The following is a 22,784-nucleotide window of genomic DNA, read 5'->3' as shown; positions in this document are numbered from 1 at the left end:
TAATCTGCTAACGGTTGCTGTAATCGTATGAAATTTCTTGATTCACATTTTTAACAACACATGAGGCATGTTCGCGTTGGGTGCGATTAAACGCATTGCCAATATGAATTTCCACGTTATTAAAAATGTATTTTTCTGCTTTGATAAAGTAATTATTATAGTAATTTTCTACTTCAATAAGATTTTGATTATATTCTACTTCTTCCTTTGTTTGCTCCTCGGTCATCTGCTTCTTTTGGTCAAGCATCATTTTGACTTGCTCTACCATACCCGCATCACTTTGCCATTCAGCTTTGGGGGGCAATTTACGCAGTCTGGCCTCGAGTTCTAATCCGGCGACAACCATGCCTTTGATGCCGGCATCCAGTTCTTTGAGTTGTAGCTTTAGTTCACCTTGATGCATAGCACAAAATAGTTCGGTTTTGGTACTGGCTTTAGCGCCAAGCACAATAGCCCTAATCCCCTTTGCCGCGGTGGCTTTACCGCCGACTAAGTCACCGCGTCGTGATTGAGCATCACTGACGGTAATGCAGCCTCCTGACGTTGAATGACTGTGTAACAACTGTTTAGTGACTAAAATATTGCCCTGTGCTTCTAGATGAGAATATTGTACAAATTGGGCACAAATTTGGCCGGTGGCGGTAATCTTGGTACTGAGCTCTTGGTCTTTAATTAACCGACCAATGATGCCTTTGCTGACAATAACGTCACCTTGCGCTTCAATGGTGGCTGAGTCAACAAACCCCATGACGGTAACATCACCACTGGCTTTGACTTCCATCCCTTCATGCACATCGCCGGTAATTAAAATACTACCTTTAAAATTCACATGGCCAAAGCGAACATCAACATCTTTAATTTGCAGTATATCGTCGACTTGCATGCCTTGACGGTTTTCAACCGGTTGGCCTGGAACTGTGGCGATGAGTTTGTTTGGATCCTTAGGGTGTAAGCCGGTGCCTGTACCGGGCTCCATGGGTTTGTCTTGACCTGTGATTTGTTGCAGTACATCACCATGGATATTGAATCCTGGGCTACCAGTGGTTGCTGGGGTCTTAATCATTAATATATCGGTGGGCTTAACGGTAATTAATGCGCCTAAATTACGCATATCGACCGAGCCGTCTTCACGTTCTTGAGGTTGTAATAAACGTTCTCGCGCCAGAGCTACCTTACGGGTTAATGTGGCATTTTCGCCATTCACTGCCGCTTTACCGCAGGCGATAACGCCCTCACAGCATTCCCCTGGTGGTAAAATCGATAAGCGTTGCATTAACCCCATAATGTTAGGTTTACTTAAGCCCATTTTAATTTTTTGATTTTTGAGGGTATTAAGTACGTCTGATAGGGTGATGTCTTTACCGCCCCAAGCTGAGGTGATTTTCATACTAGCTTGCATTTTATCGTCATTGATATTGATGTCCACTGCACCATCTTTACGTTCAGCTATCGCAAAAAACAGTTCGTGATCCCCTAGATTTTGGCCGCAAAGCGCATTGACTTCAGTGACCGCTTTATTAATGGCAGGGGCAATGGGAAACAACATTGCAAAAGTTGCCTGTGTTAGTAAGGCGTTGATATCCTCTTCTAGCACGGGACCATGAGTATTGGGAATTATGCGTAATTCGGCTTTACTTTTATCTGCGCTTAGTGCGATTAGTGAAGGCTCTAACATAGCATCCTTTGTTGTTATTTTTATATCAGATCAATACTGGAAATAAAATAGTAACGACATAAATTCAAAAATGTTTACTATTTTACCTTGCAGTAAATTTAGCCGATTTTAATCTCCATTTCCAGCAGTAAGCTCGCTTTGTTGTCCATAACTGAAGCTGTGTCACGGGAGGTTCGATCTTGGGATTAACGTTGATGGAGATATAATTTGTACTTATTGTTTTCAGCCAACACATTCACTTTACCAAAATGAGTCGCAATGGTATCAGCATAGGGCAGGTGGCGATTAGCAACAATTTGCCAGACGCCTTTAGGCGCCAAACTGATTGCGCTGGATTTAACAAACTGGGTCGCAATGTCGGTGGTGCTGGTTAACCCATCATGAAACGGTGGGTTGGAAATAATGCCATCAAATTTACCGGTAATTTGATTAAATCCGTCAGAAGGATAGATTTTTGCGTGCATATTATTGGCTGCAAGGGTTAATTCACATGACAGCAATGCCATCGCATTGATATCAATACATTCCATGGCTAGCTTTGGATTGGCTTTTAGCAATGCCGCCGTAATGACCCCTGCACCACAACCAAAATCGAGGACTCTGCCGTGTAAGTTGTTTGGTAAATGCAACAGTAATAGTTCGGTGCCCTGATCGAGACGCTTTTCACTGAAGACCCCTACCACATTGCAAATTTGCAGTTTACCTTGTGGTGTATCTAATGAATATTGGCTTACCCAATCACTGATTGATAGCCTGGGTGCTACTTGAGTTAAATAACTGACATACACTAAACAATGACGGGCATTATCTTGTTTGATGGGGGGGGAGTAATAATCAGGCGTGAGTTTATCAATTGATTTAATCCCACCTTTATTCTCACCCACAATCATTAATTGGCCGTCGATACGTAAATGCTGCGCCGCAAGTTGCAGTAAGTAACCCATTAACGGTTTAGCTTTTGCAAAGTAAATAATAACCGTGTCAAATTTTGTATCAACTAATGAGTCAGGCAGCTGATGGCCAAAATAGCACTGCAATTTATTATTAGCATAGGATGACAATGTTAGGTGATGATTAAAATCCAGCGCTAGGGCAGTGACATTCTCTGCAAACTCAAGACATTGATGCGCAAAAGTATCAGCTTCATAGTTGAGCACTAACACATTATGTTTATGAAAATATTTGCTGTTTCTAATTAAGGCTTGAGAAGGATTTGTTAACACGTCGGTTGCTCATAATGCTAGTGATAAAATACCTGCTGATATTAACACAATCCCCACTTTGATAGCGGGGATTGTGTTAGGCAGCAATTAAGGCGTTTGTACCGATTGTGGTAATAAGCTAAACATTTTATTGGCTATATCAACATTGTCTTGATGGCCACTAAACAATCTGGCGCCGGGGCCCGCTGCGAATACCTGAACATCCATGGCGGTATGGCCGCCACTTGTCCAACCGGTATTAGATTGAATATCAATTAATTTTCGCAGTGCAATAGCAAGTGGCTCATTACCTTGCATACGTGCAGTTTGCAATTGACTGTATTCTACTTCGCTTGGGGTAAACCCCAATAGTGTTGCGGTTATGGTCTGCCAATCCTCTGCGGCAATAGCACGCGTGGCAATCACATCTGGGCTAGCTTGAACCTTATGCAGTACTTCAGGATGCCATTCGTATTTGTCGTGTGCGCCCACTGACAACCCACCGGTATTATGATCGGCTGTCACAACCATCAGGGTGTCTTTACTTTGACGAACAAATTGTTCAACCACTTCAATTGCGGCTGCAAACTCATCCATTTCACCCATCGCGGTAGCAATATCGTTACTGTGACCCGCCCAATCAATTAAGCTGCCTTCTACTAATAACACAAAACCTTGCTTATTTTGCGACAGTAAATCGAGTGCCTTTTGCGTCATATGACTGAGTTTATGCGCTTTTTTATCATTAATCCCCCAAGGTAACTGTACATCGGCAAATAGCCCTAATACTTTCGGGTGATGAACCGACTCAAGTTGGGAGAGTTCACTAATGTGTTGGTAACCTTTAGCGGTGAACTGCTCAAGCAATGTTGGGGTGAAATATTGCTGGCCACCGCCAAGGATGACATCAGCATCGGTGGTTAAATAAGCCTGTGCGATATCAATATAATTACTACGACTTTCATTGTGAGCAAGAAATGCCGCAGGTGTAGCATGGTTTACTTGGGAGGTAACCGCTACGCCAGTTGACAAGCCTAATGCTTTTGCTCTTTCCATTAAGGTTGTCAGTGGGCGTTTTTCGGTATCAACGGCAATAGCACCATTATAACTTTTGACCCCAGTAGATAATGCGGTTGCCGATGCCGCCGAGTCGGTTACATAACCACTGACAGAAGCAGGGTAAGTGCTTGCCATACCAACGAGTAAGCGATCAAAAACCGTTTGTTCAATCTCTTCTGTCTCAGGGTTATCTTTATAGTAACGATAGGCCGTGGTGTAAGCAGGTCCCATACCATCGCCAATCATAATAACAATATTTGTCGGTCTTGAAGGACCGACAGTCGGCACATTATTACTGGTTGTGTTGGCCTCAATAGGCGAAATAACGACTTCATCAGCCATTGCACCCGTTACGACCAAGCTAGAGACCAATAATAATCTGCTAATTATTCGTTGGTAGGTAGATAGAAAATGCATGATTAATCCTATTTCTGCTGATTGATACGGGCTTCGATGGCATCCATAAGCATGCCGGTAATGTCAACGTCATATGCGGCTTCAATTTCTCTAATGCAGGTTGGGCTGGTGACATTGATTTCAGTTAACTTATCACCAATGATGTCTAAACCAACAAAAATAAGGCCTCGTTTTTTCAATTCTGGACCAATGGCGCGGGCTATTTTCCAATCACTTTCTGATAATGGCTGGGCTACTCCACTGCCGCCAGCCGCTAGGTTGCCACGGGTTTCACCTTTCATCGGGATACGCGCTAATGCGTATGGAACCGGTTCACCGTCAACCACTAAAATACGCTTGTCACCTTGAGTTATCTCAGGGATAAAGGCTTGAGCCATTGCGAACTGCTGGCCATAACTGGTGAGCGTTTCGATAATGACCCCGACGTTAGGGTCATCTTTTTTCACTCTAAAAATAGACGTGCCGCCCATGCCATCTAATGGTTTTAAAATAATATCTTGCTTCAATTGGTGGAACGCTCGAATACGTTTAGCATCACGGGTCACAAGAGTGTCTGGCGTAAACTCAGAAAACCATGCTGTAAACAGTTTTTCATTGGCATCACGTAAGCTTTGAGGCTTGTTAACGATTAATACGCCTTCTTCTTCCGCCCGTTCCAGCATATAAGTGGCGTAGATGAATTCGGTATCAAATGGTGGATCTTTGCGCATTAAGATCACATCAAGATCTGCCAACGGGGTATCAATTGACTCGCCTAATGTAAACCATTGGTTAGCATCTTGCTTTACCGATAATTCACGCATGTTGGCCATGGCTTTGCCGTTGACCATCGCAAGATCATGCATTTCCATATAAAACAATTGGTAGCCACGTGCCTGTGCGGCTAATAACATCGCGAAGCTGGTATCTTTTTTGATGTTAATGTCGCTAATAGGGTCCATAACAATGCCGAGCTTAATCATGTGTTTATCCTTAATAATATCCAAGATGATATCGGTTTGGGTTAACCAATATCGCCAAATTTAACTTGTAATGCAGTAATAGCAGTCAATGATGCGGTTTCTGTACGCAGCACTCTTGGCCCCAATAAAATATCGGTAAAATGCTCAGTTTCGGTCATGGCAATTTCTTCGTCAGATAAGCCGCCTTCTGGGCCAATTAATAATCTTACTTTGTGGTGTTGATCGGTTAACTGTAAGCCATTAATGCCGTGTGAAGCTCTTGGGTGTAAATTCAGTTTTAAGGCTTCGGTAGATTCTTCACACCATTGCGCCAATGTCATTGCAGGGCGAACAACCGGTACGATACTGCGGCCAGATTGTTCACAAGCACTGACGACAATTTTTTGCCATTGTTGTTGTTTTTTCTCTAAGCGATCACCATTAAGTTTGACACCACAACGATCTGAAAATAAGGGTGTAATCCTTGTTACGCCTAGCTCAACCGATTTTTGGATCGTAAATTCCATTCGGTCACCACGAGAAATTACCTGACCTAAGTGCAAGTCTAATGTTGATTCGTTGTTGTTAGCTTGACAACTTAAGACGTTGACAGTGATGGATTTTTTACTTATTTCAATAATTTCAGCTAAGTAATCATTACCATCACCGTTAAACAAGCTGATGTGGTCCCCTATGCCCATTCGCAATACTCGGCCGATATGGGCGACACCATCCTCATCTAATTGAAGCGTTTGCCCTTGTTGTAAATTGTCTAGGGGCTGAAAAATGCGTGGGACTCTCATCAGTGTTGACCTTATTTAACCAATTGTTCAAGGGGGAGCTTGATCGTCAATTAACGAACTAAGCCGTTATTTTGGCATTGTTTGAATACAAAATCATTATGATTACCTTGGTTAGCAGCGATTAAGGTATCACGTTGGCATTCCGTGGCGCTGATTGGTTGCATTTTGTTCCATGCGTTAAACAACTTTTGTTGGCTATTACTGATTTGCAGACCATAGGTTTGTTGCATATATACTCAAGTGAATTCAAACTGCAGTTTTTAATTTCTGAAAGTTATCATTAATTGTATCACCGAGTGTATCGGCAATATCGGGGAGGGTGATGCTAAAAAAGTCATTGATTTTTCGTCGGAATTCTTTTGTCGTTGCGAAGTATTGCCCATTCCTCGCATGTTTATTCATCACCTTCCACAATCGTTCTATTGGGTTTAAATTTGGACTATAAGGTGGCAGGTAATGCAATGTTATATTCAGATTTTTAGCCTCTTTAACCACTAAGGCATTTCGATGGTATCCAGCGCCATCAAGCACCAAATGGATAACACCACTTGTTGAGTAACGCGCTCTAATTTGGTTTAAAAAATCGATGATGGATGCACCGTTAACCGTTTTGCTATATTGCTCAATGACCGCTTCTGTTAAGTGACCAAGTCGGATTGCACCAACCACGTTAATACGGGTTCGGCTTCCCGTCGTTTCTATCGGTTTATCAACGCCTTTTTTTATCCAGCCAGCGGTGATTTTTGTGGCTTGGGTCGGATGAACCGCATCCATAAATAATAACGGTTCATCAGGGGTTAACGAGGATTTTAGTTGCTCATAATATTCAATGAAAGCCGTTTGTTTGTCTTCATCAAATTTGTGAGGAACCCCTTTAGGGTTTTTATAGCTGAACTGATGTTTATGCAGCCATTTATTGAGGCCTGACACTGTGTACTTAATCTGAAATTGTTCTGAGATATAAGCGACTATTTGATGGCTATGCAAGTAGGTCACCTCACACAGGTGTGCAATCAATAGTTCAGTTTGCTCTTGACTCAGATAACTTAAGGAGCCGCCACTATTACACGTGAGTTTTTGGTCGTGAGCATAGGCATCAATGTATCGAACTACGGTCGTTTCGTGAATACGTAACGCTTGGGCAATCATTGGCGTTGGCCAATTTTCATCGCGTAGTAAAATGGCTTTAATGCGATCACACTCACGCCTATCACTCGAGCTTTTATGTCGAGTTTCCAATGCTACTTTTTGTTCTGGCGAGAGTGTAATTTGTTTCATGGGGCTATGATGATCCCATTTGGGACAAAATCAAGCATTTTTAATGATCACGGGTATAAAGGTAAGTTCGAGCGATAGGCCCTCTTGCTTGTTTGGGGGGTTGTGCTTTGCGGCCTTTAAAGTCGATAATCATTTTACACTGCCCGTATTGATCCGCTTTTCCGCCCCAATCACTAAAACGGAAATTGCTGCGATCGCCATTCACCTCACCTACAGCAGGAACAAGATTGTGTAAATCGGCTGCCATTTTTTTAAATGCAGCATTATTTTTATTGCAGTTTTTTCGACCACCGTCTTGCCAGCATTGCAGTTGATGACCAAATTCCCATGCGGGAACCACATGCTCCCATTCGATACGGTTGGCTCTAATGATTTGTTTTCTAACTTTATAACCACAGCTAGCATGATCCGCTTGCCATAATTTTCCTGCGATGGCGATATCGCAGCCGCAATAGAAGGTGCTGAGTGGTAAGTGTTGTTGGTAAATCTTTTTAGCCATTTTTTTGGCTTGACCGAAACTGCTGGAATGTTCTGCCGCGATAAGTGTGGATGAAAAAATGCCGCACAGAAGCGACACCCAAAAGAACCAAGAGAGTGTGGATGATAAGCGCAAAATAAACCCTAAAATTAACAAAAAACATCATTACAGTGCAGGCTTAGCCTGTCATTTTGGCTGATGTTAATCCATCGCATGCGATGACGCAATTGATAATGTTAGGTGCTAAAAGGGGTTAATGTTTGTTGGCAACGGCGACAGCGATATTGAGTCTGGCCTCGCACAATTCTGTTGTGACGTCTTATGGTTAATTGCACACTGCCACAACCGCAAAAATATTCAAATTGTTGACCACTGACGGACTGGATATTGAGTTGGTGAGTGGTCTTTGGCGTAATACTAAATGTTGTCATCATGACGCTTTGCCATTCTTTACCGTGAGGTTTTACTTTACCAAATAGATGGAAACACACCAAATGGCTAATTTCATGTGGTACCACTTCGTTAATAAAAATATTTGGATTTTCAGTTAGTAAAACAGGATTGAAGCGCAGTTTATTGGTTTGTAAATGCGCCGTCCCCGCGCTTTTTCCGCGTAAGCTAAAATGTACGCTCGGACGAGGAAATTGACGTTTGAAATATTGCTCTGCTAATTGGTAGTCTGCTTCGACTTTGGCCAATATCTGCTGTTGTAACGGATCGCTAACGGCAGTGTTTGGCGATTGGTGGGTTCGAGGCCCTACTGATAACGAAGACCCCTTTGTATGGATGTCTTGCGTTAGCGCTTGGTGCGCGCGCTGGGTGAGATTGAAGATATTTTTAAACATGATGAAATGCTTCACTTACCTACACGAATATTCAATGAGAGACTCAAGCAAGCAAAGCATAGACATTTTATATTAGTCTTTTGACATTACAGAGTGCTCGCCGCTGCGGCTATCATGGCACGAATTTGCTCGACGATGTCTGACTCTACTTGTGAGTCGTAGCCTTTAATACGTGGAGTATGAATGTGTCCTACGGGTAAGTTCAAGTTAAATTGGTCTCGAAGTAAAATACTGCGATAGGAAATTTCATTAGATAAATAGCCCCCACCAGAACCTTCAACTGAAATTTCATTTTGTAATTCAGCCAGTGATGATGCCTTAAATTGCCCCCTAGATAAGGTGTTAATTTGATGATTGTCATTGACGCTCCAATGACCTTTAACCGCTGCCATTGCTTCAACGGGCAGAGAAAATTGCACAAACTCAGGGCCATTTAATTTTCCATCGGAAGAAGTGCCACCGTTAAATAACGGCGCTTTAGGATTGCTGTGACTGGCGCCGGTTAATACATTTAAATTGTCTGGTGCCTCTGCACTGCGGTTACGTCCAGGAAAACGTTCGATATCGAAATTTTCCCGGCCCATGCTAATGGTAAAGACCATGTCGACACTGTTTTCACGATAAAAGGGCGTGAGTAACGATTCGATAATACCATTGTCGAAATCGCTAAATCTCACAGGGATCATCACGGTTTCTATCTGTGCTTTTTTACCATTAATCTCAAAACGATAGCCATCAAATGCTAAAGCCGCTAAGCCTGATGGATTACTTTGGCCAATATTTCTATCAAGAAAAAAGGGATCGAAACCGGTCACTAAAATATTAATTTGGGTATCGGGTAAAAATTCAATATCGCTAAAACCGCGAGACGATTTCTCAACCGCTTTGACCAAAATATCACGTTGCCAGTCGGCAACATTAAATCCGACTCTTTCTTGCTTTAGAACGTTACGCATACTTAGACGGCTCCAGTACAACGAGCGATCGTCACTGTGCCCCGATTGTACATCGCGTACGGCTTGCTGCCATAACCTGTGTCCTTGATGCGCCGCCATTTCGGTAACGGCTAACTCATCATTGGATTGGGCTAACTTGACCTCTAAAGTATCACTGATAGCTTGATAACGATTAACCACCTGCGGCATTGTTTGCCCAGCCTTTGATACACGCATCTCTTCAATGTTTTTTTGGAGTTGTCCTGCATTAACTGCATTCGATAGCGTGGCTAATACCAATGAACTTAACATTATAAAAGCGCTGTGTTTAATCATGATGGTTCCTTTAGGGCCCTAGATATCCATATTGGGGTTATGTTTAACGATGTTACTGCCCGCTAGGCTAGGTAACGTTTATTCTAAGTGACAGTTATAACACAGTTGTTTCGGCTATTTAATAGCACTTTGAATACTTGTACACGTGTAGGTCATTTTTGAGTGATGGATTTATGTTGATAATTTGTCTGGCCGTTAAACTTACCGTGATATCAATATAATTACTGATTTTTTCTATACTATTGATGCATCTATACCATACTTAGATCATAAAAAAGATGTGGCTGGATATAGCAGAGACACTGAAGATAGTCATCGTTGCGGTTAATCTGGGGTGAGAAACCGTTACAAAGGTGATTAAAAGCGGGCAAAGTGTCGTTCTGCTCATGGATGAATATTGAGTCAGATGAAGATAGTTTTTATGAGTGATTATCTTTGTTATCTATTGCGTTACCGATGATATAAGCGATGAGTGATTACTCTGAGTTTATATTTAAGTAACCTCAACTCGGATTAATAGATGGGATAAGTAAGTCCAAATCAGAATGTTTGGCCTATTTCTTATCAAACCTGTCATTTGTTTTGCTAACAAGGCGCATTGGCGCGTCAATAGCCGGTCTATTGCAAGTCAATGCAACACAGTTAGCGGAGCAAAGGACTGTTTGATAAACGTTTATTATCCCGAACTGAGATTAAGACGTTACATTATCCAGTTATATCTATAGATAAAATGCACTGGCTAACCTTGTGTTAGCACTTTTGTGTTCACTGTATCGGAAGGATATCAACATGGAACCATTATTAATGGCAGGTTTTCGGTGTAATGAGCTAAACGAGGTGCTTTGTGGATTACACTTTCAACTTCACTATATTGATAAGTATAATAAAAATAAAATACCTATTAATTGTGCTCTGTGCTTAATCGATCTTCGAACAGAAAATACTATAAATGAAATCACTAACCTGGTGAGAGAGTTAGATCCCAGGATCCATATCATTGTACTCATAAATAAACCACAACTCGACATTGCAGAAATTACCACTTTTATTGCCCAATTTGCTTGGGATTTTTACACCAGTCCAATTGATCCTGAAAGATTAGCGAAGTGCTTGGGTCATGGTCTCGGTCTGTCTAAATTAAAGCAGCAGCATGCTCCGCAGCTTGAATCACAGTGTAAAGATAACGAGCAATTTGCGTATCAATCAGACGTCATGCGACAGTTATTCCGTCAAGTTGGGCGAGTGGCCCCGACCGATATCCCCGTGCTTATTAGAGGTGAATCTGGCACGGGCAAAGAATTAGTGGCGACCCAGTTACATCAATTATCTGCCAGAAAAGACGGACCTTTTGTTACGGTTAATTGTGGCGCTATGGCGGCAGGATTAATTCAGTCTGAGTTATTTGGTCATGAAAAAGGCGCCTTTACGGGGGCCACAAGTTCCCGAAAGGGCAAAATTGCACTGGCTAATGGCGGAACATTATTTTTAGATGAAATTGGCGATTTACCCGCTGAACTACAAGTCAATTTACTGCGTTTTTTACAAGAAGGCTTGTATGACTCCGTTGGCGGTAGTATGCCGCAATCGGCTGACGTGCGTATTTTAGCCGCTACTCATGTCAATTTAGAAAATGCTATTGATCAAGGTAAGTTTCGCTTAGATCTTTACTATCGTTTAAATGGCATTACCATTGAAACTCCAAGATTAAAAGAAAGACGTGATGATATCATCGGTTTAGCCAATCGATTTATTCGGGTGTATTCGGATGAATATGGGCTTGCGACTAAGCCATTGTCGCAGTCCGCTTGCCATGCATTATTAAATTATCCATGGCCTGGTAATGTCCGCGAGTTAATTAATCGTGTTCGTCGTGCGGTTGTATTGAGCGACACGCAGCAGATCACTGCTCAAAACTTAGAGTTAATCAATATCGAAAAAAAGCGTCATATCGCGCTCTCGCTTAAAACCTTAAAAGACAATGCTGAAAAACAAGCATTGCAACAAGCAATCTTGATTGCAGATGGTCATGTTGAACTAGCAGCAAGTTATTTAGATATTTCTAGAGCGACCTTTTATCGACTCATGGACAAGCATGACTTAGAACTGATCTAGTCTTGTTAACATTGCGATAATCATATTGTTTGCTTATCGAATCTTAAGAATAAGATTCAGGCTAAAAATAAAATTAATATAGATATCAATAATCTAGCTATTTACATTCTTAATATTAAGAATTCCCCTTCATTTTAAAATTACTATCTACATGAAATATATAAACTTTTATCTTTGGCACAAGGGTTGCTATAACCTTGTATCAAGTATGGAAGGAATATTTTATGGATATTATTAGCAGACTACATCGCAATATATTGCCGTTGTCATTGACGCGAGGAATACCGCTTGGTGTGTTATTGCTAGCTGCGCAATCTTACGCTGATGACTCAAGTGTCATTGGCTCACACGTGATGCAAGGTGCAGGTCGGGCAAGTATTAATCAAGCCGCTGGCGATTTTAATATTCAGTCTAATAGCCACGCTATAGGCCACAGTGCATCCATTCAAACGATTAATTACATCCTATCACCGCAATTAACTTCGCAATCAGAACCCAACAAGCAACGCATTACGGTAATAGACAGCCAAGCTTTTGCATTATTTCAAGGGTTAGCAAGTATTAATCAAGTGAGTGGTGAGCAAAATATGCAAGCCAATATAGGCAGTATTGCCATGGATTCAACCCTTGAAACCATCATGGGTCAAGGGTTAAACGATGACGCGCTAACCCAAGTGTCGAGCCAATTGGCACCTTCATCTTATCAATTATCATATTATCAGGCCGAAATTGCTCCAGACAGTTTTTTGGATGCGCAAGGCGTGATGCAAGTTAATCAAATTTCTGGCAATAATAATGTTGCCATTAACCAGTTCTCGTTGCAGTTACCAAGCGGGAATTAATAATCATCGATCGGAGGAATGGAAGATGAAAAAACTCACTCTAGTATTAAGTATTGCAGCCATAATGAGTGGTTCTGCATACGCTAACGGAATGACAGATACTGACAGCAGTGTTGAATTAAATAAAGCCGTCAATGTAACTAAAGACCTTAAATACGAAGGAAAAGTTAAAATTGAAGGTACCATTAAAGCCAACGGTTTAGGCATGGCAGTGGTTGAAAACGTGCAAGAAACTAGCGCAAATATGGTTGAAAATTACTATCATGATAATGATGCTAAAATAACAGGCAGTTCATTTGAAGGCGCCAGCGGTAATATTGGTGTTAACCAAGCAGCTGGTGATTTTAATGCGCAAAGTAATTCAGCTGCGTTAGCTTCTATTGATGCAGGTTTTGCTTTTGGCTCTGGTGATGCTGAAATTTTTAATACGCAAATGGGTGGTTTTAATGGTGTCTGGAATGAAGCCTCAACTAACACATCAACCATCGCGGGTTCTTCGTTTATGAATGCCACAGGTAATATTGGCGTCAACGTTGCTGCTGGTAACAACAATATTCAAGCCAATAATATGGCCGCGTCGACTTATAATGGACGTTTAGGTGAAGCCAGCGTGTCTAATGTGCAAAGCACTGGGCATAACGGCACTATGAACATCGGGGTTGTTCAGGATAGCGTGGAATATGCCACCGTTAATCTTGCCTTAGGTGCTTCTGGAACATACGTGGGAACTTCGGAGCTCAATACGCCTTATTATCCTCAAATAATCCTAGAAGAAGGTCCAGATGCTGGTTCACATAATGTGCCTCCTGGAACTGTAGTGGGCCATATTGATTTTGATACTGAAAATCCAACCGGTTCAGAGGTAATGACCTTTGACGAAGCGGGTGATATTGCTCTAAATGGTACGGTTAGTGGCCAATTACCTTTCTTTGTCCAAACTATCGTGCAGAAGTCTAATAACACTTCATTACTAGGGGGCAGTGCTTTCCAAAATGCATCCGGTAACATTGGTGTTAACTTGGCGAGTGGTACAGGAAACTTACAGTCAAACAACTTAGCCTTGACAAGTATTACTGGACCGTCAACCGTTATTTCGGCTGAATAATGCTAAATGAAACGGTATGAATAAGGCAGGGGGGCAACCCCCTGATTCATCTTATGCGCAATATAACCCAATTGATGATCGCACTGTTGATCATTTTCAGCTTGAGTCTGACTAACTACAATTATGCCGCAGAGGTTCCATTAACGGGTGTCGTGCCAGGAATGGGAACCTATTCTAAACCTATTCAAAGTATACGTGAGCGCAAGTTTGAACATGTAATACAACAAAGAACCGATTTCTCTTGCGGTGCAGCCAGCCTAGCTAGCCTGTTGAAATATGCCTATGATCGTCAAGAGATTACTGAGCAAAAAGTGTTAATTGGCATGTTAGAGCATGCTGATCTGGCATTGGTTCAAGAGCAAGGATTTTCACTGCTTAATATGAAACGGTATCTGCAATCTCAAGGTTTAAGAGGGCGTGGATATAAAGTCGGTGAAGCTGAAATGTCGTTACTCAAAATCCCTGCCATTGTGTTACTTAATGATAGTGGTTACAGCCACTTTGTGGTTTTTCGACGTTATGATGGCGGAGATGTCTATTTAGGCGATCCTGCTTTAGGTAATCGGATCATGACAATGGCAGAGTTTAATCAGAAGTGGAATGGTGTTGTGTTTGTGGTTATTGGAGAAGATTATCAACGTGATAATCCTTTGCTGCACCCAAGAGCAAAATTAACGTTTAAAGCACTCGACCCTCTGTCGCCACTGACGGACGCAGAGTTGCTCGAATTTGGTTTTTCTTATTCAGATATGCTTTAAGGAGGAAGATATGAAATTATGCATGATGCTACTACTGACTGTCGCTGCACCAGTGATGGCCAGTTCACCTTCGCTGTCAGTGTTTAAACATAGCCAAGTGCTAACAGACTTTGAACTTGATTCAATGAAAGGCAAATACATCAATAGTGGTCAAGATTATTATTTCGGCTTACAAATGCAAACGCAGTTTATCCAAGACAATGGTATTCAACAGCAAGTAGGTATGCAAATCGAAATTGCTCAAGTTGATAATCAACCCTCGATAAGTATTACTATTAGCGACCCAAATGCTATTAATAGTCAAAATGGGTTTCAGTTAGATACCTTGGGGCAAACGGCAGGGTTACAACAACGAATTCAAATCGCCGGCGATGAAAACCTAGCAGTTAATGAATTCGACATGGCCCAAGGTCATTTGACGCCCTTGTTGCAGGGGATCAATGTTGCAGTGGGGACAACGCTTGTTAGCCATAATGGCAGCACTACTTTTTCGGCTAATGCTAATACGATTGGTTATCAAGTTGACTTGGTTTCGGGTAATGCGAGCCAAGGAATTAGCTATCAAGATGGCAACGGCCAGTTAGTGCAGAGCATTTTTATTAATGGACTCAATCACGGAGTGATAAATCAGTCTACACTAAGGTACGATGGTATGCCTGTTGGACCGATAGAGTCGAATATACTTGGTAGGCAAATCAGTGATTTAACATCTATGGGATTTTGATTTACTCTGTACAAGCCAAGGACGTATATATGAATAAGAAATGGACCTCAGCTATCGCAGTGATACTGCCTGGAATATGGGCCGTACCTGCGTATGCTGCAGATACTCATCCTCAACCTGTCTCGCAATCGACCTTATCTGAACAAGATATTGCAGCACTTAAACAAAAACTGATTCAGTTAAATCAACAAATTAAGTTACAGCAACAAGCCATTAATCAGATGGCACAACAGGTGCTCAAGCAAGAGGCATTAAGCCGCCAAGCCAGCAATACAAATGTCACCTCTACGACACAGCAAACGCCTCATCCCCCCCCATCAGTTGAACGACCAAGCGCTCAATCAAGTCAACAAGCTGTAGTCGCCAGTAGCACTGCAAAGCGAAAAAAAACGCCAGACAGAGCAAGAAGTACTGATGACGTATTACAAGAAGCGCATAATGTTTTCTCTCGAAAATTTACCGTCGAGCCCTCATTTACCTATAGCTACTACAGTCGTAAAGATCTAATTCTTAGAGGGTTTTTAGCACTTGATGCCATTTTTTTGGGTAATTTAAATTTAGATCGTATTCGCACTAATACTACGCAACTTGATCTCACCACCCGCTATACTTTAAATGAAAACTGGCAGTTTGAGCTCGGTTTACCGTACCTGTATCGCTGGACTCAGTATGACTCTGTGGGGGAGGGCAACTCGAGTCAACGATATGAAACCGCTAAAATTAGTGGTGGTCAAATTGGTGATATCAGTGGCGCAGTTTATTATCGAATGAATGCTGAATCAGTAGACTGGCCCGATTGGGTGTGGAACGTCAGGGTTCGCGCTCCAACCGGAAAAGATCCTTTTGGGATCCCGCTTGAAACATCAGACTCTGGCAATTTGACCTACCCAACTGAAATGGCAACGGGTTCTGGTGTTTGGGGCGTGTCTACAGGGTTTAGCTTAGCAAAAACCTTTGATCCTGCGATTGTATTTTTTAATTTAAATTATGGTGTTAGCTTTACAGAGGAATTTGATGACTTGTCCGGTGCGACAGGGTTAAGCCCTGGTGAAATTGATTTAGGTAATTATCTTGATTACAGCGTGGGATTAGCTTTTGCTGTTTCCGAGCGAATGAGTTTGAGTATGAGCTTTAATCAACGGTTTTACAGTAAAACTAAACAAAGACCAGAAGGTGGAGAATGGCAGAAAATCCCTCGAACTGACACCAATACCGCGAATTTGGGTATTGGCGCTACCTTAGCCTTGTCACCTAATTTATCCATGGTGACCTCAATAGGCTCCGGGTTAACTGAAGACTCCCCAGATTATCAAATTAGCGTGCGATTTCCTTATCGTTTTTAATTTAGTAAAAGGAATTGGCATTCTTTATCAGTCAATCGGTATCACCTCAAGCAGCCTATTTTAAGCCGTTTGAGGTGATATACCTAAACGATTTCGAAATGCAGGATTGAGCATGTCCAGAAGTGACAGCGTTCAAGGTGCTAGGAATAGGGCGCCTACGGCTGCTAGATCCTAGGACCTAAAACCTAGCATCTAGAAGGAGCGAAGCACCGCCCTCTGGCGAGCTTGCGAGTTCCTAGAACCTATCAGTCGCGAAGCGACGCTCTCGGTAAGGCGTCACCATTATATATCCTTAACTCATCATTGAATGCAATGATTCTTGGCTGGTATAACGTTTGGTGAAAAAGTCTAAAAAAGCACTAATGTTGCTGGCTAATTGGCGCCGACTTGAATAAACCCCATAAACTTTAAAGGTTTCCATTGGCCATTCTTGTAAAATAGGCACTAAGCTCCCCGTTGCGAGTTCTTGCTTGCAGCTCGTGTTAGATAGCATGGCAATGCCATAATTATCCAACGCTAAGCGTTTTACCATACTGGCGCTGTTGACTCGTACTTTTCGTTTAAAGGTCGCCATTATTTTACGATTGCCTTTTCCTAATGGCCAAATGGGGGCCGATAAGGTGGTGCCAAGTAAAATACCGTTGTGCTGGGTTAATTCTTGCGGTGTAGCAGGGCTACTGAATTCTTTTATATAACCAGGGCTAGCGACCAGAATAGGTTGGCGTTCAAATAACAATCGAGCAACAAGATCTGACGACTGTAATGGACCATATTTAATGGCAATATCGTAACCTTCACCCACAAGACCGACATCACTGTCAGTAAATTGAATATCCAGTTCTATATTGGGGTAAAGACGCATAAAACTTGAGCATAAATGGCCAATGACATCTTGTGAAAATGACACCGGAATTGCTATCCGTAACGATCCAGAAATATCATTATGGGTGTTTTCAATAGTGGCTTTGGCGGCTTCAATTTCATGGCTAATGGAATCACAGTGTTGAAAAAATAATGCGCCAACTTGGGTCAGACTTAAATTTCGGGTGTCTCTTTGGAGTAGTCGCACTCCGAGTTGTTCTTCTAATTGAGCAACTTTTCGACTAATGGTTGATTTAGGTTGTCCGATCTCTCGGGCTGCTTGAGAGAATCCTTTTGCTCTAACAACGGCTGCAAACAGCATCATACCGTTCAAATCGGGCATTCAAACCTCACTGTCTCAATTATGGAACAAAGCGTCCAAGCTAGTTTATATGGTAATTTACCCATTAACAAAGTTATATTTACGAGCTAAAAAAAATTTTCAGAGGCTATATAAGCAGAGGATCTAAGGATGACCAGCAAAAAGCAGCCCGCTAACAAGACTCAAGCACTATCGGCTGACCCACTTTTCTTACAAGCAGAACACTTGGCTAAAGATTTTTCATTATTTCCTGCTCATAACAAGCAGAGTGTATCTCAAGAAGTAAAAGGATTATTAACTGAAGATGCAATTCAATCAAACTTAAAAAGTTTGGCATCTTTAGATGTTGATGGTTATGTCAATAAAGTTATCCAACCCACTTTGGATAAAAACCGCCCTGGCGCGAAGCGTATGATCGCGGACTTAAAAGGCAAGATTATTGCTGAAAGTCATATTGGACCGTTTTATCGTGCTGAAGTGGAATTAAACTTTGGCACTCGTACTCGTCGTATCGGTTTTATTGCCCAAGAGCGCACGACCGCAAACGGTGCGTGGATGCCAGAACATCATCTTGCAGCATGTAAGGCGATCCGTCATTTTGCAGAATTGTCGATGCCAATAGTATATTTAATTGATACTCCTGGTGCCGATGCTGGTGAAGTTGCCAACAGCCAAAATCAAGCTCATACCATTTCAAAAGCCATCGCTGAAAGTGCTAACGTTGGTGTACCGACAGTCGGTATTGTGATTGGTGCGGGCTATTCAGGTGGTGCGATTCCATTAGCTGCAGCCAATATTTTATTATCTGTACGCGACGGTATTTTTAATACTATCCAGCCGCAAGGCTTACAAAGCATTGCGCGTAAGTACAACTTGTCATGGCAAGAATGTGCTAAGTCTGTCGGGGTATCGCCAGAAGAGCTTTATACCGCGGGCTGTATTGACGGTATTATCGACTTTACGCCATCAGATAAAGATGAGCGCCAGCATAATTTCCGTCGTGCGATTATCAGTGCTATTGAAGCCGTTGAACGTGCTGCGATGGATTTTGTACGCGAGTCTGCTGATTTAAAAGAACATTATGGTCGAAGTTTACAGCGTTTCTTAGCGCCGTCGGCTAATTTACTTACGCTTGAAAATAATACCCGCTTGTCTGTCGCCAATAATCCGACTATGTATCACAATATTTTTGGTAGTGCATATCGATATCTGCGTTATTTGACTTTACGTAGCCGTATTCATTCAATCTCACAAGAACAGTATGGTCGCTTGTCAAAAGTGAGCGTGCCAGAAGGTGATTTGTTAGCGCGTATTAAGCAAGAACAGGAACGCGTGTTCCAAGCGTGGTTAACCAACCCTGACAAGTTAGTTTACGATGAAGAACTGAATAAATTATGGGGTACGTTTAGCGCTAAACGTAAAGATATTTCTGCCGAACGTAACGTAATTACACGTTTTATTTTGGGTGAACCAAAAGAGAACTACAAAAAAGCACGTAAAGCACTGTTATTTAATATTGGTTGGTCATTATACCATCGTTGGAAAAGTAACGCGGCTAACAATTTCAATGGTTTAATTAAGCATTTAGAGTCATTGCCTAAGTCTACAACACAAGCTCCATGGCCTGAACTTAGTCAGCTTACTGTGCTGGACATTGTCGTTAATGACGAATTACGTGAAGACTTTATTTGGCAGTGTCATAACGTGCTTATCTTCAATGCACTTTATGACAATGTGGTCGGCAGTTTGGCGTCAATTTCCAAAGAAGCCATGATGTCAAAAAGTTTGTCTCGTGAATCAGTGGACAAGTTACTCCATAAATCGATTGATAATGCCTTATCTAATAGTGATAACGCTAACGACAAGAGCAAGTTCTATAAGTGGTTAAAATACTTTATGGATCAATCGAATCGTGCTGAATTGTTAACGCGTGTAGAGCAATGGAAGAGTGTCGGTTTCCCACAATTAAACGATTCGCTTTTCGTTATCTTAACTTATTTCTTCGAGCGCTTATTACCAGAGTACTTTGACAGTGAAGACGAGCACGATAAATACACGGGGACGATTAACCCTGTACGTATTGGTCGTCGTAAGGATTTTTGGAACCGTTTAACCATGGGTTACCAAGACTTACTTATCCAAAAAGTACTTCGTGAAGAGAAAAAGCAAGGCAAGATGGGCTGGGAAAATATTATCAAACAGTTCTTTACTCAGTTTGATGAAATTGATGCCGACAAAATGTCAGCTAACTTACTTAATTTCCCCGGTTTCCGGTTATCGATTGAAGATGCTATTGATAGAAAGATCCGCCCTTGTGGTTTAATTACCGGTCTGGCTGATTTTAAAAATAACGGCAGTAAGTTACGTGTAGGTGTTGCGGTTTCAAATACAGCATTCCAAGCGGGTGCATTTGATATGGCCAGTGCTGAAAAATTCAGTTCACTATTAATTGAATGTGCGAAACGTAAATTACCGGTCATTTGTTTTATCAGCTCTGGTGGCATGCAAACGAAAGAAGGTGCTGCGGCATTGTTCTCTATGGCGGTAGTGAATGACCGTATTACGCGCTTTATTCGTGATAACGAATTACCGGTATTGATGTTTGGTTTTGGTGATTGTACCGGTGGTGCTCAAGCCAGTTTTGTCACCCATCCTTTAGTGCAGACGTACTATTTATCTGGTACCAATATGCCGTTTGCTGGTCAAATGGTGGTACCTGCGTACTTACCATCAACGGCAACATTGTCGAACTATTTATCTAAAGTGCCAGGTGCAATGACGGGGTTAGTCCATAATCCATTTAGTGATACCTTAGACACCCAGTTGTATGGTATTGATCCACTCATGCCATTACCGACGATGAAAATAGACGAAGTGATCAGCAAAGCATTGTCTACCTTAGTGCCTGAAGTGATTGAGTTAGAAAAAGTCATTGAACAAGACGATCCTCGTGCATTGATGAAGCCTATTAATAAAGTGCTGGTGCATGCGCGTGGTTGTACGGCCGTTAAATTAATCCGTAAAGCACACGACAACAACATTAATGTGGTGTTGGTGGCCTCAGATCCGGACATGACATCTGTTCCAGCAGATATGCTTAAAGACACTGATAAGCTTGTATGTATTGGCGGTAATACCTCAGATGAAAGTTACTTAAATGCTTACTCAGTATTAAAAGTTGCTGAGTATGAAAACGTTGACGCGTTGCACCCAGGTATTGGCTTCTTATCAGAAAGTCCACAGTTTGCGGCGTTATGTGTCAACAATGGGGTTAACTTTGTCGGTCCTAGCGTGCATTCAATGACCACTATGGGTAACAAGTCTAACGCTATTCATACTTCGCAAGCGCAAAATGTCCCTGTTGTGCCAGGTAGTCATGGTATTTTGAGTAACGCAGAACAAGCGGTCAACGTGGCGTCTGAAATTGGTTATCCAGTGCTGTTAAAAGCGGTCCAAGGTGGAGGCGGTAAAGGTATTCAGGTCGTTAAACGTCCTGAGGACATGATTGGTTTCTTCCAGAAAACCGCGACGGAAGCCGCTGCTGCGTTTGGTAATGGTGACTTGTATTTAGAAAAATACGTTACCTCATTGCGCCACATTGAAGTCCAACTACTGCGTGATCAGTTTGGTAATAGCAAAGTATTAGGTATTCGTGACTGTTCAGTACAACGTAACAACCAAAAAGTGATTGAAGAATCAGGATCAACCATGTTGCCTGAGGAGCTGAAACAACGCGTGATGGAATACACTCGTGCGTTAGGTGATGCTACCGATTACATGGGCGCTGGTACTGTTGAGTTTATCTATAACTTAGATGCAAACGAAGTGTACTTTATGGAGATGAATACTCGTCTTCAAGTTGAGCATCCGGTGACGGAAGCGACATCGGGTATTGATATTGTTAGCGCGCAGTTTGATATTGCTGCGGGTCGTTCAATTGAAAAACTACAGCCAGTTGACCAAGGTTACGCTATGGAAGTGCGTGTGACGGCGGAAAAAGCGGCACTCGATAGCCATGGTATTCTTCAGCTTATTCCTAATCCGGGTAACATCACTGAATGTGTATTGCCTGAGCGTGATGATGTTGAAATTATTTCGATTGCAGCAGCTGGCAAAGAAGTATCGCCATACTATGATAGCTTAATCGCACAGATCATTATCCGAGGTACTGACCGTGCTGATGTGGTGGCTAAGATGTATGCGTATCTTGATAGCGTAGTGATTAAAGGGATTGCGACTAACATTCCATTGCTGAAGCTTATCCTTAAAGATCCCACCTTCAATGAAGGGGTGTATGACACTAACTACTTGCCACGTTTAATGGCAGAGTTGGACATTCCAGCACTGATTGCTGAAATGGAAGCGGCTGCAGAAGCGATTAAGGTTGATTCTGAATCATTACGTGTTGGCGAAAGCAACGAATTGAAAGTATTGGCACAAGGTGCGGGAATTTTCTATACCTCCCCAGCACCTGGTGAAGCAGACTTTGTTAAAGAAGGTGACATTGTCACGGTTGAGCAAACATTGGCATTGATGGAAGCAATGAAAATGTTCTCTCAATTGACCCTAGCGGGCTTTAATCGTCAAACGGGTGTGTTATATCCTGAAGATCAAAAGTATCGCATTGAACGTATTCTGAATAGCAATGGCCAGCAAGTTTCACAAGGTGATCTCCTGTTTGTGATATCGCCTATCGAAGCGTAATACGTACGATTGATTGTTGAGTAAAATACCCGCTATTTAGCGGG

At 42.1% G+C, this 22,784-nt stretch carries 17 protein-coding genes and 1 pseudogene; 7 read left to right on the top strand and 11 right to left on the bottom strand.

The window, feature by feature from the left end:
• Window positions 1–7: 7 nt before the first annotated feature.
• The 10 genes and pseudogenes from EGC80_RS01575 to EGC80_RS01530 all read right to left on the bottom strand — a co-directional run bounded on the left by EGC80_RS01575 (window position 8) and on the right by EGC80_RS01530 (window position 9,969).
• A complete protein-coding gene (locus tag EGC80_RS01575) occupies window positions 8–1,675 on the bottom strand; it encodes a DUF342 domain-containing protein (protein WP_124014145.1) in 1,668 nt (555 codons plus the stop codon).
• Between the two features lie 185 nt (window positions 1,676–1,860).
• Window positions 1,861–2,898, bottom strand: a complete 1,038-nt coding sequence (locus EGC80_RS01570; protein ID WP_124014146.1) for a methyltransferase — start codon at window positions 2,896–2,898, stop codon at window positions 1,861–1,863.
• Between the two features lie 87 nt (window positions 2,899–2,985).
• Complete coding sequence (locus tag EGC80_RS01565) at window positions 2,986–4,278, bottom strand: alkaline phosphatase (protein ID WP_372491495.1); 1,293 nt, start codon at window positions 4,276–4,278, stop codon at window positions 2,986–2,988.
• A gap of 83 nt (window positions 4,279–4,361) precedes the next feature.
• The gene (gene gshB, locus EGC80_RS01560) at window positions 4,362–5,315 is read right to left on the bottom strand and encodes a glutathione synthase (protein ID WP_124014148.1); all 954 of its coding nucleotides are present in this window, start codon (window positions 5,313–5,315) and stop codon (window positions 4,362–4,364) included.
• Window positions 5,316–5,356: 41 nt separating this feature from the next.
• Window positions 5,357–6,097, bottom strand: coding sequence for a 16S rRNA (uracil(1498)-N(3))-methyltransferase (rsmE, locus tag EGC80_RS01555; protein ID WP_124014149.1), 741 nt, complete (start codon window positions 6,095–6,097; stop codon window positions 5,357–5,359).
• A 50-nt stretch (window positions 6,098–6,147) separates the two neighbouring features.
• Window positions 6,148–6,327 (bottom strand): endonuclease, encoded by a 180-nt coding sequence (locus EGC80_RS01550; protein ID WP_283107475.1) that lies wholly within the window; start codon window positions 6,325–6,327, stop codon window positions 6,148–6,150.
• 16 nt (window positions 6,328–6,343) lie between these two features.
• Entirely contained in the window at window positions 6,344–7,375 is a 1,032-nt protein-coding gene (locus tag EGC80_RS01545; RefSeq protein ID WP_124014150.1) for an IS630 family transposase, read from the bottom strand.
• A 55-nt stretch (window positions 7,376–7,430) separates the two neighbouring features.
• A pseudogene (locus EGC80_RS01540) lies at window positions 7,431–7,952 on the bottom strand (endonuclease); the annotation flags it as partial.
• 137 nt (window positions 7,953–8,089) lie between these two features.
• Window positions 8,090–8,698, bottom strand: coding sequence for a SprT family zinc-dependent metalloprotease (locus EGC80_RS01535; RefSeq protein ID WP_101032899.1), 609 nt, complete (start codon window positions 8,696–8,698; stop codon window positions 8,090–8,092).
• Window positions 8,699–8,784: 86 nt separating this feature from the next.
• Window positions 8,785–9,969 carry a hypothetical protein gene (locus EGC80_RS01530; RefSeq protein ID WP_124014213.1) on the bottom strand — a complete coding sequence of 395 codons (1,185 nt, stop codon included), beginning with the start codon at window positions 9,967–9,969 and terminating at the stop codon, window positions 8,785–8,787.
• Between the two features lie 789 nt (window positions 9,970–10,758).
• Here EGC80_RS01530 and EGC80_RS01525 point away from each other — a divergent pair.
• From EGC80_RS01525 to EGC80_RS01500, 6 genes are all read left to right on the top strand, one after another.
• The gene (locus tag EGC80_RS01525) at window positions 10,759–12,081 is read left to right on the top strand and encodes a sigma-54 dependent transcriptional regulator (RefSeq protein ID WP_124014214.1); all 1,323 of its coding nucleotides are present in this window, start codon (window positions 10,759–10,761) and stop codon (window positions 12,079–12,081) included.
• A 224-nt stretch (window positions 12,082–12,305) separates the two neighbouring features.
• Window positions 12,306–12,923: a hypothetical protein gene (locus EGC80_RS01520; protein WP_124014215.1), complete on the top strand. Its 618-nt coding sequence runs from the start codon at window positions 12,306–12,308 to the stop codon at window positions 12,921–12,923.
• A gap of 25 nt (window positions 12,924–12,948) precedes the next feature.
• On the top strand, window positions 12,949–14,028 hold the full coding sequence (locus EGC80_RS01515; protein ID WP_124014216.1) for a hypothetical protein: 1,080 nt from the start codon (window positions 12,949–12,951) through the stop codon (window positions 14,026–14,028).
• A 53-nt stretch (window positions 14,029–14,081) separates the two neighbouring features.
• Window positions 14,082–14,786, top strand: coding sequence for a C39 family peptidase (locus EGC80_RS01510; RefSeq protein ID WP_233768580.1), 705 nt, complete (start codon window positions 14,082–14,084; stop codon window positions 14,784–14,786).
• Between the two features lie 10 nt (window positions 14,787–14,796).
• Entirely contained in the window at window positions 14,797–15,510 is a 714-nt protein-coding gene (locus EGC80_RS01505; RefSeq protein ID WP_124014217.1) for a hypothetical protein, read from the top strand.
• Window positions 15,511–15,539: 29 nt separating this feature from the next.
• Window positions 15,540–16,853, top strand: coding sequence for a transporter (locus EGC80_RS01500; protein WP_206191889.1), 1,314 nt, complete (start codon window positions 15,540–15,542; stop codon window positions 16,851–16,853).
• A 292-nt stretch (window positions 16,854–17,145) separates the two neighbouring features.
• On the opposite strand, the gene EGC80_RS01495 is transcribed toward EGC80_RS01500, so the two are convergent.
• Window positions 17,146–18,057 carry a LysR family transcriptional regulator gene (locus tag EGC80_RS01495; protein ID WP_101032893.1) on the bottom strand — a complete coding sequence of 304 codons (912 nt, stop codon included), beginning with the start codon at window positions 18,055–18,057 and terminating at the stop codon, window positions 17,146–17,148.
• 129 nt (window positions 18,058–18,186) lie between these two features.
• Here EGC80_RS01495 and EGC80_RS01490 point away from each other — a divergent pair, with 129 nt between their 5' ends.
• The gene (locus EGC80_RS01490) at window positions 18,187–22,740 is read left to right on the top strand and encodes an ATP-binding protein (RefSeq protein WP_124014218.1); all 4,554 of its coding nucleotides are present in this window, start codon (window positions 18,187–18,189) and stop codon (window positions 22,738–22,740) included.
• The last annotated feature ends 44 nt before the right edge of the window (window positions 22,741–22,784 follow it).

Source organism: Shewanella psychromarinicola, assembly GCF_003855155.1.
GTDB lineage: Bacteria > Pseudomonadota > Gammaproteobacteria > Enterobacterales > Shewanellaceae > Shewanella > Shewanella psychromarinicola.
The sequence above is the reverse complement of the archived record's forward strand: the minus strand, read 5'-3'. Positions and strand labels throughout refer to the sequence as shown.

Excerpts from the sequence above, each read along its gene's own strand:
- EGC80_RS01575 (WP_124014145.1), bottom strand. The coding sequence starts at position 1,675 with ATGTTAGAGCCTTCACTAATCGCACTAAGCGCAGATAAAAGTAAAGCC.
- EGC80_RS01565 (WP_372491495.1), bottom strand. The coding sequence starts at position 4,278 with ATGGCTGATGAAGTCGTTATTTCGCCTATTGAGGCCAACACAACCAGT.
- gshB (WP_124014148.1), bottom strand. The coding sequence starts at position 5,315 with ATGATTAAGCTCGGCATTGTTATGGACCCTATTAGCGACATTAACATC.
- rsmE (WP_124014149.1), bottom strand. The coding sequence starts at position 6,097 with ATGAGAGTCCCACGCATTTTTCAGCCCCTAGACAATTTACAACAAGGG.
- EGC80_RS01550 (WP_283107475.1), bottom strand. The coding sequence starts at position 6,327 with ATGCAACAAACCTATGGTCTGCAAATCAGTAATAGCCAACAAAAGTTG.
- EGC80_RS01545 (WP_124014150.1), bottom strand. The coding sequence starts at position 7,375 with ATGAAACAAATTACACTCTCGCCAGAACAAAAAGTAGCATTGGAAACT.
- EGC80_RS01535 (WP_101032899.1), bottom strand. The coding sequence starts at position 8,698 with ATGTTTAAAAATATCTTCAATCTCACCCAGCGCGCGCACCAAGCGCTA.
- EGC80_RS01530 (WP_124014213.1), bottom strand. The coding sequence starts at position 9,969 with ATGATTAAACACAGCGCTTTTATAATGTTAAGTTCATTGGTATTAGCC.
- EGC80_RS01525 (WP_124014214.1), top strand. The coding sequence starts at position 10,759 with ATGGAACCATTATTAATGGCAGGTTTTCGGTGTAATGAGCTAAACGAG.
- EGC80_RS01520 (WP_124014215.1), top strand. The coding sequence starts at position 12,306 with ATGGATATTATTAGCAGACTACATCGCAATATATTGCCGTTGTCATTG.
- EGC80_RS01515 (WP_124014216.1), top strand. The coding sequence starts at position 12,949 with ATGAAAAAACTCACTCTAGTATTAAGTATTGCAGCCATAATGAGTGGT.
- EGC80_RS01510 (WP_233768580.1), top strand. The coding sequence starts at position 14,082 with ATGCGCAATATAACCCAATTGATGATCGCACTGTTGATCATTTTCAGC.
- EGC80_RS01505 (WP_124014217.1), top strand. The coding sequence starts at position 14,797 with ATGAAATTATGCATGATGCTACTACTGACTGTCGCTGCACCAGTGATG.
- EGC80_RS01500 (WP_206191889.1), top strand. The coding sequence starts at position 15,540 with ATGAATAAGAAATGGACCTCAGCTATCGCAGTGATACTGCCTGGAATA.
- EGC80_RS01495 (WP_101032893.1), bottom strand. The coding sequence starts at position 18,057 with ATGCCCGATTTGAACGGTATGATGCTGTTTGCAGCCGTTGTTAGAGCA.
- EGC80_RS01490 (WP_124014218.1), top strand. The coding sequence starts at position 18,187 with ATGACCAGCAAAAAGCAGCCCGCTAACAAGACTCAAGCACTATCGGCT.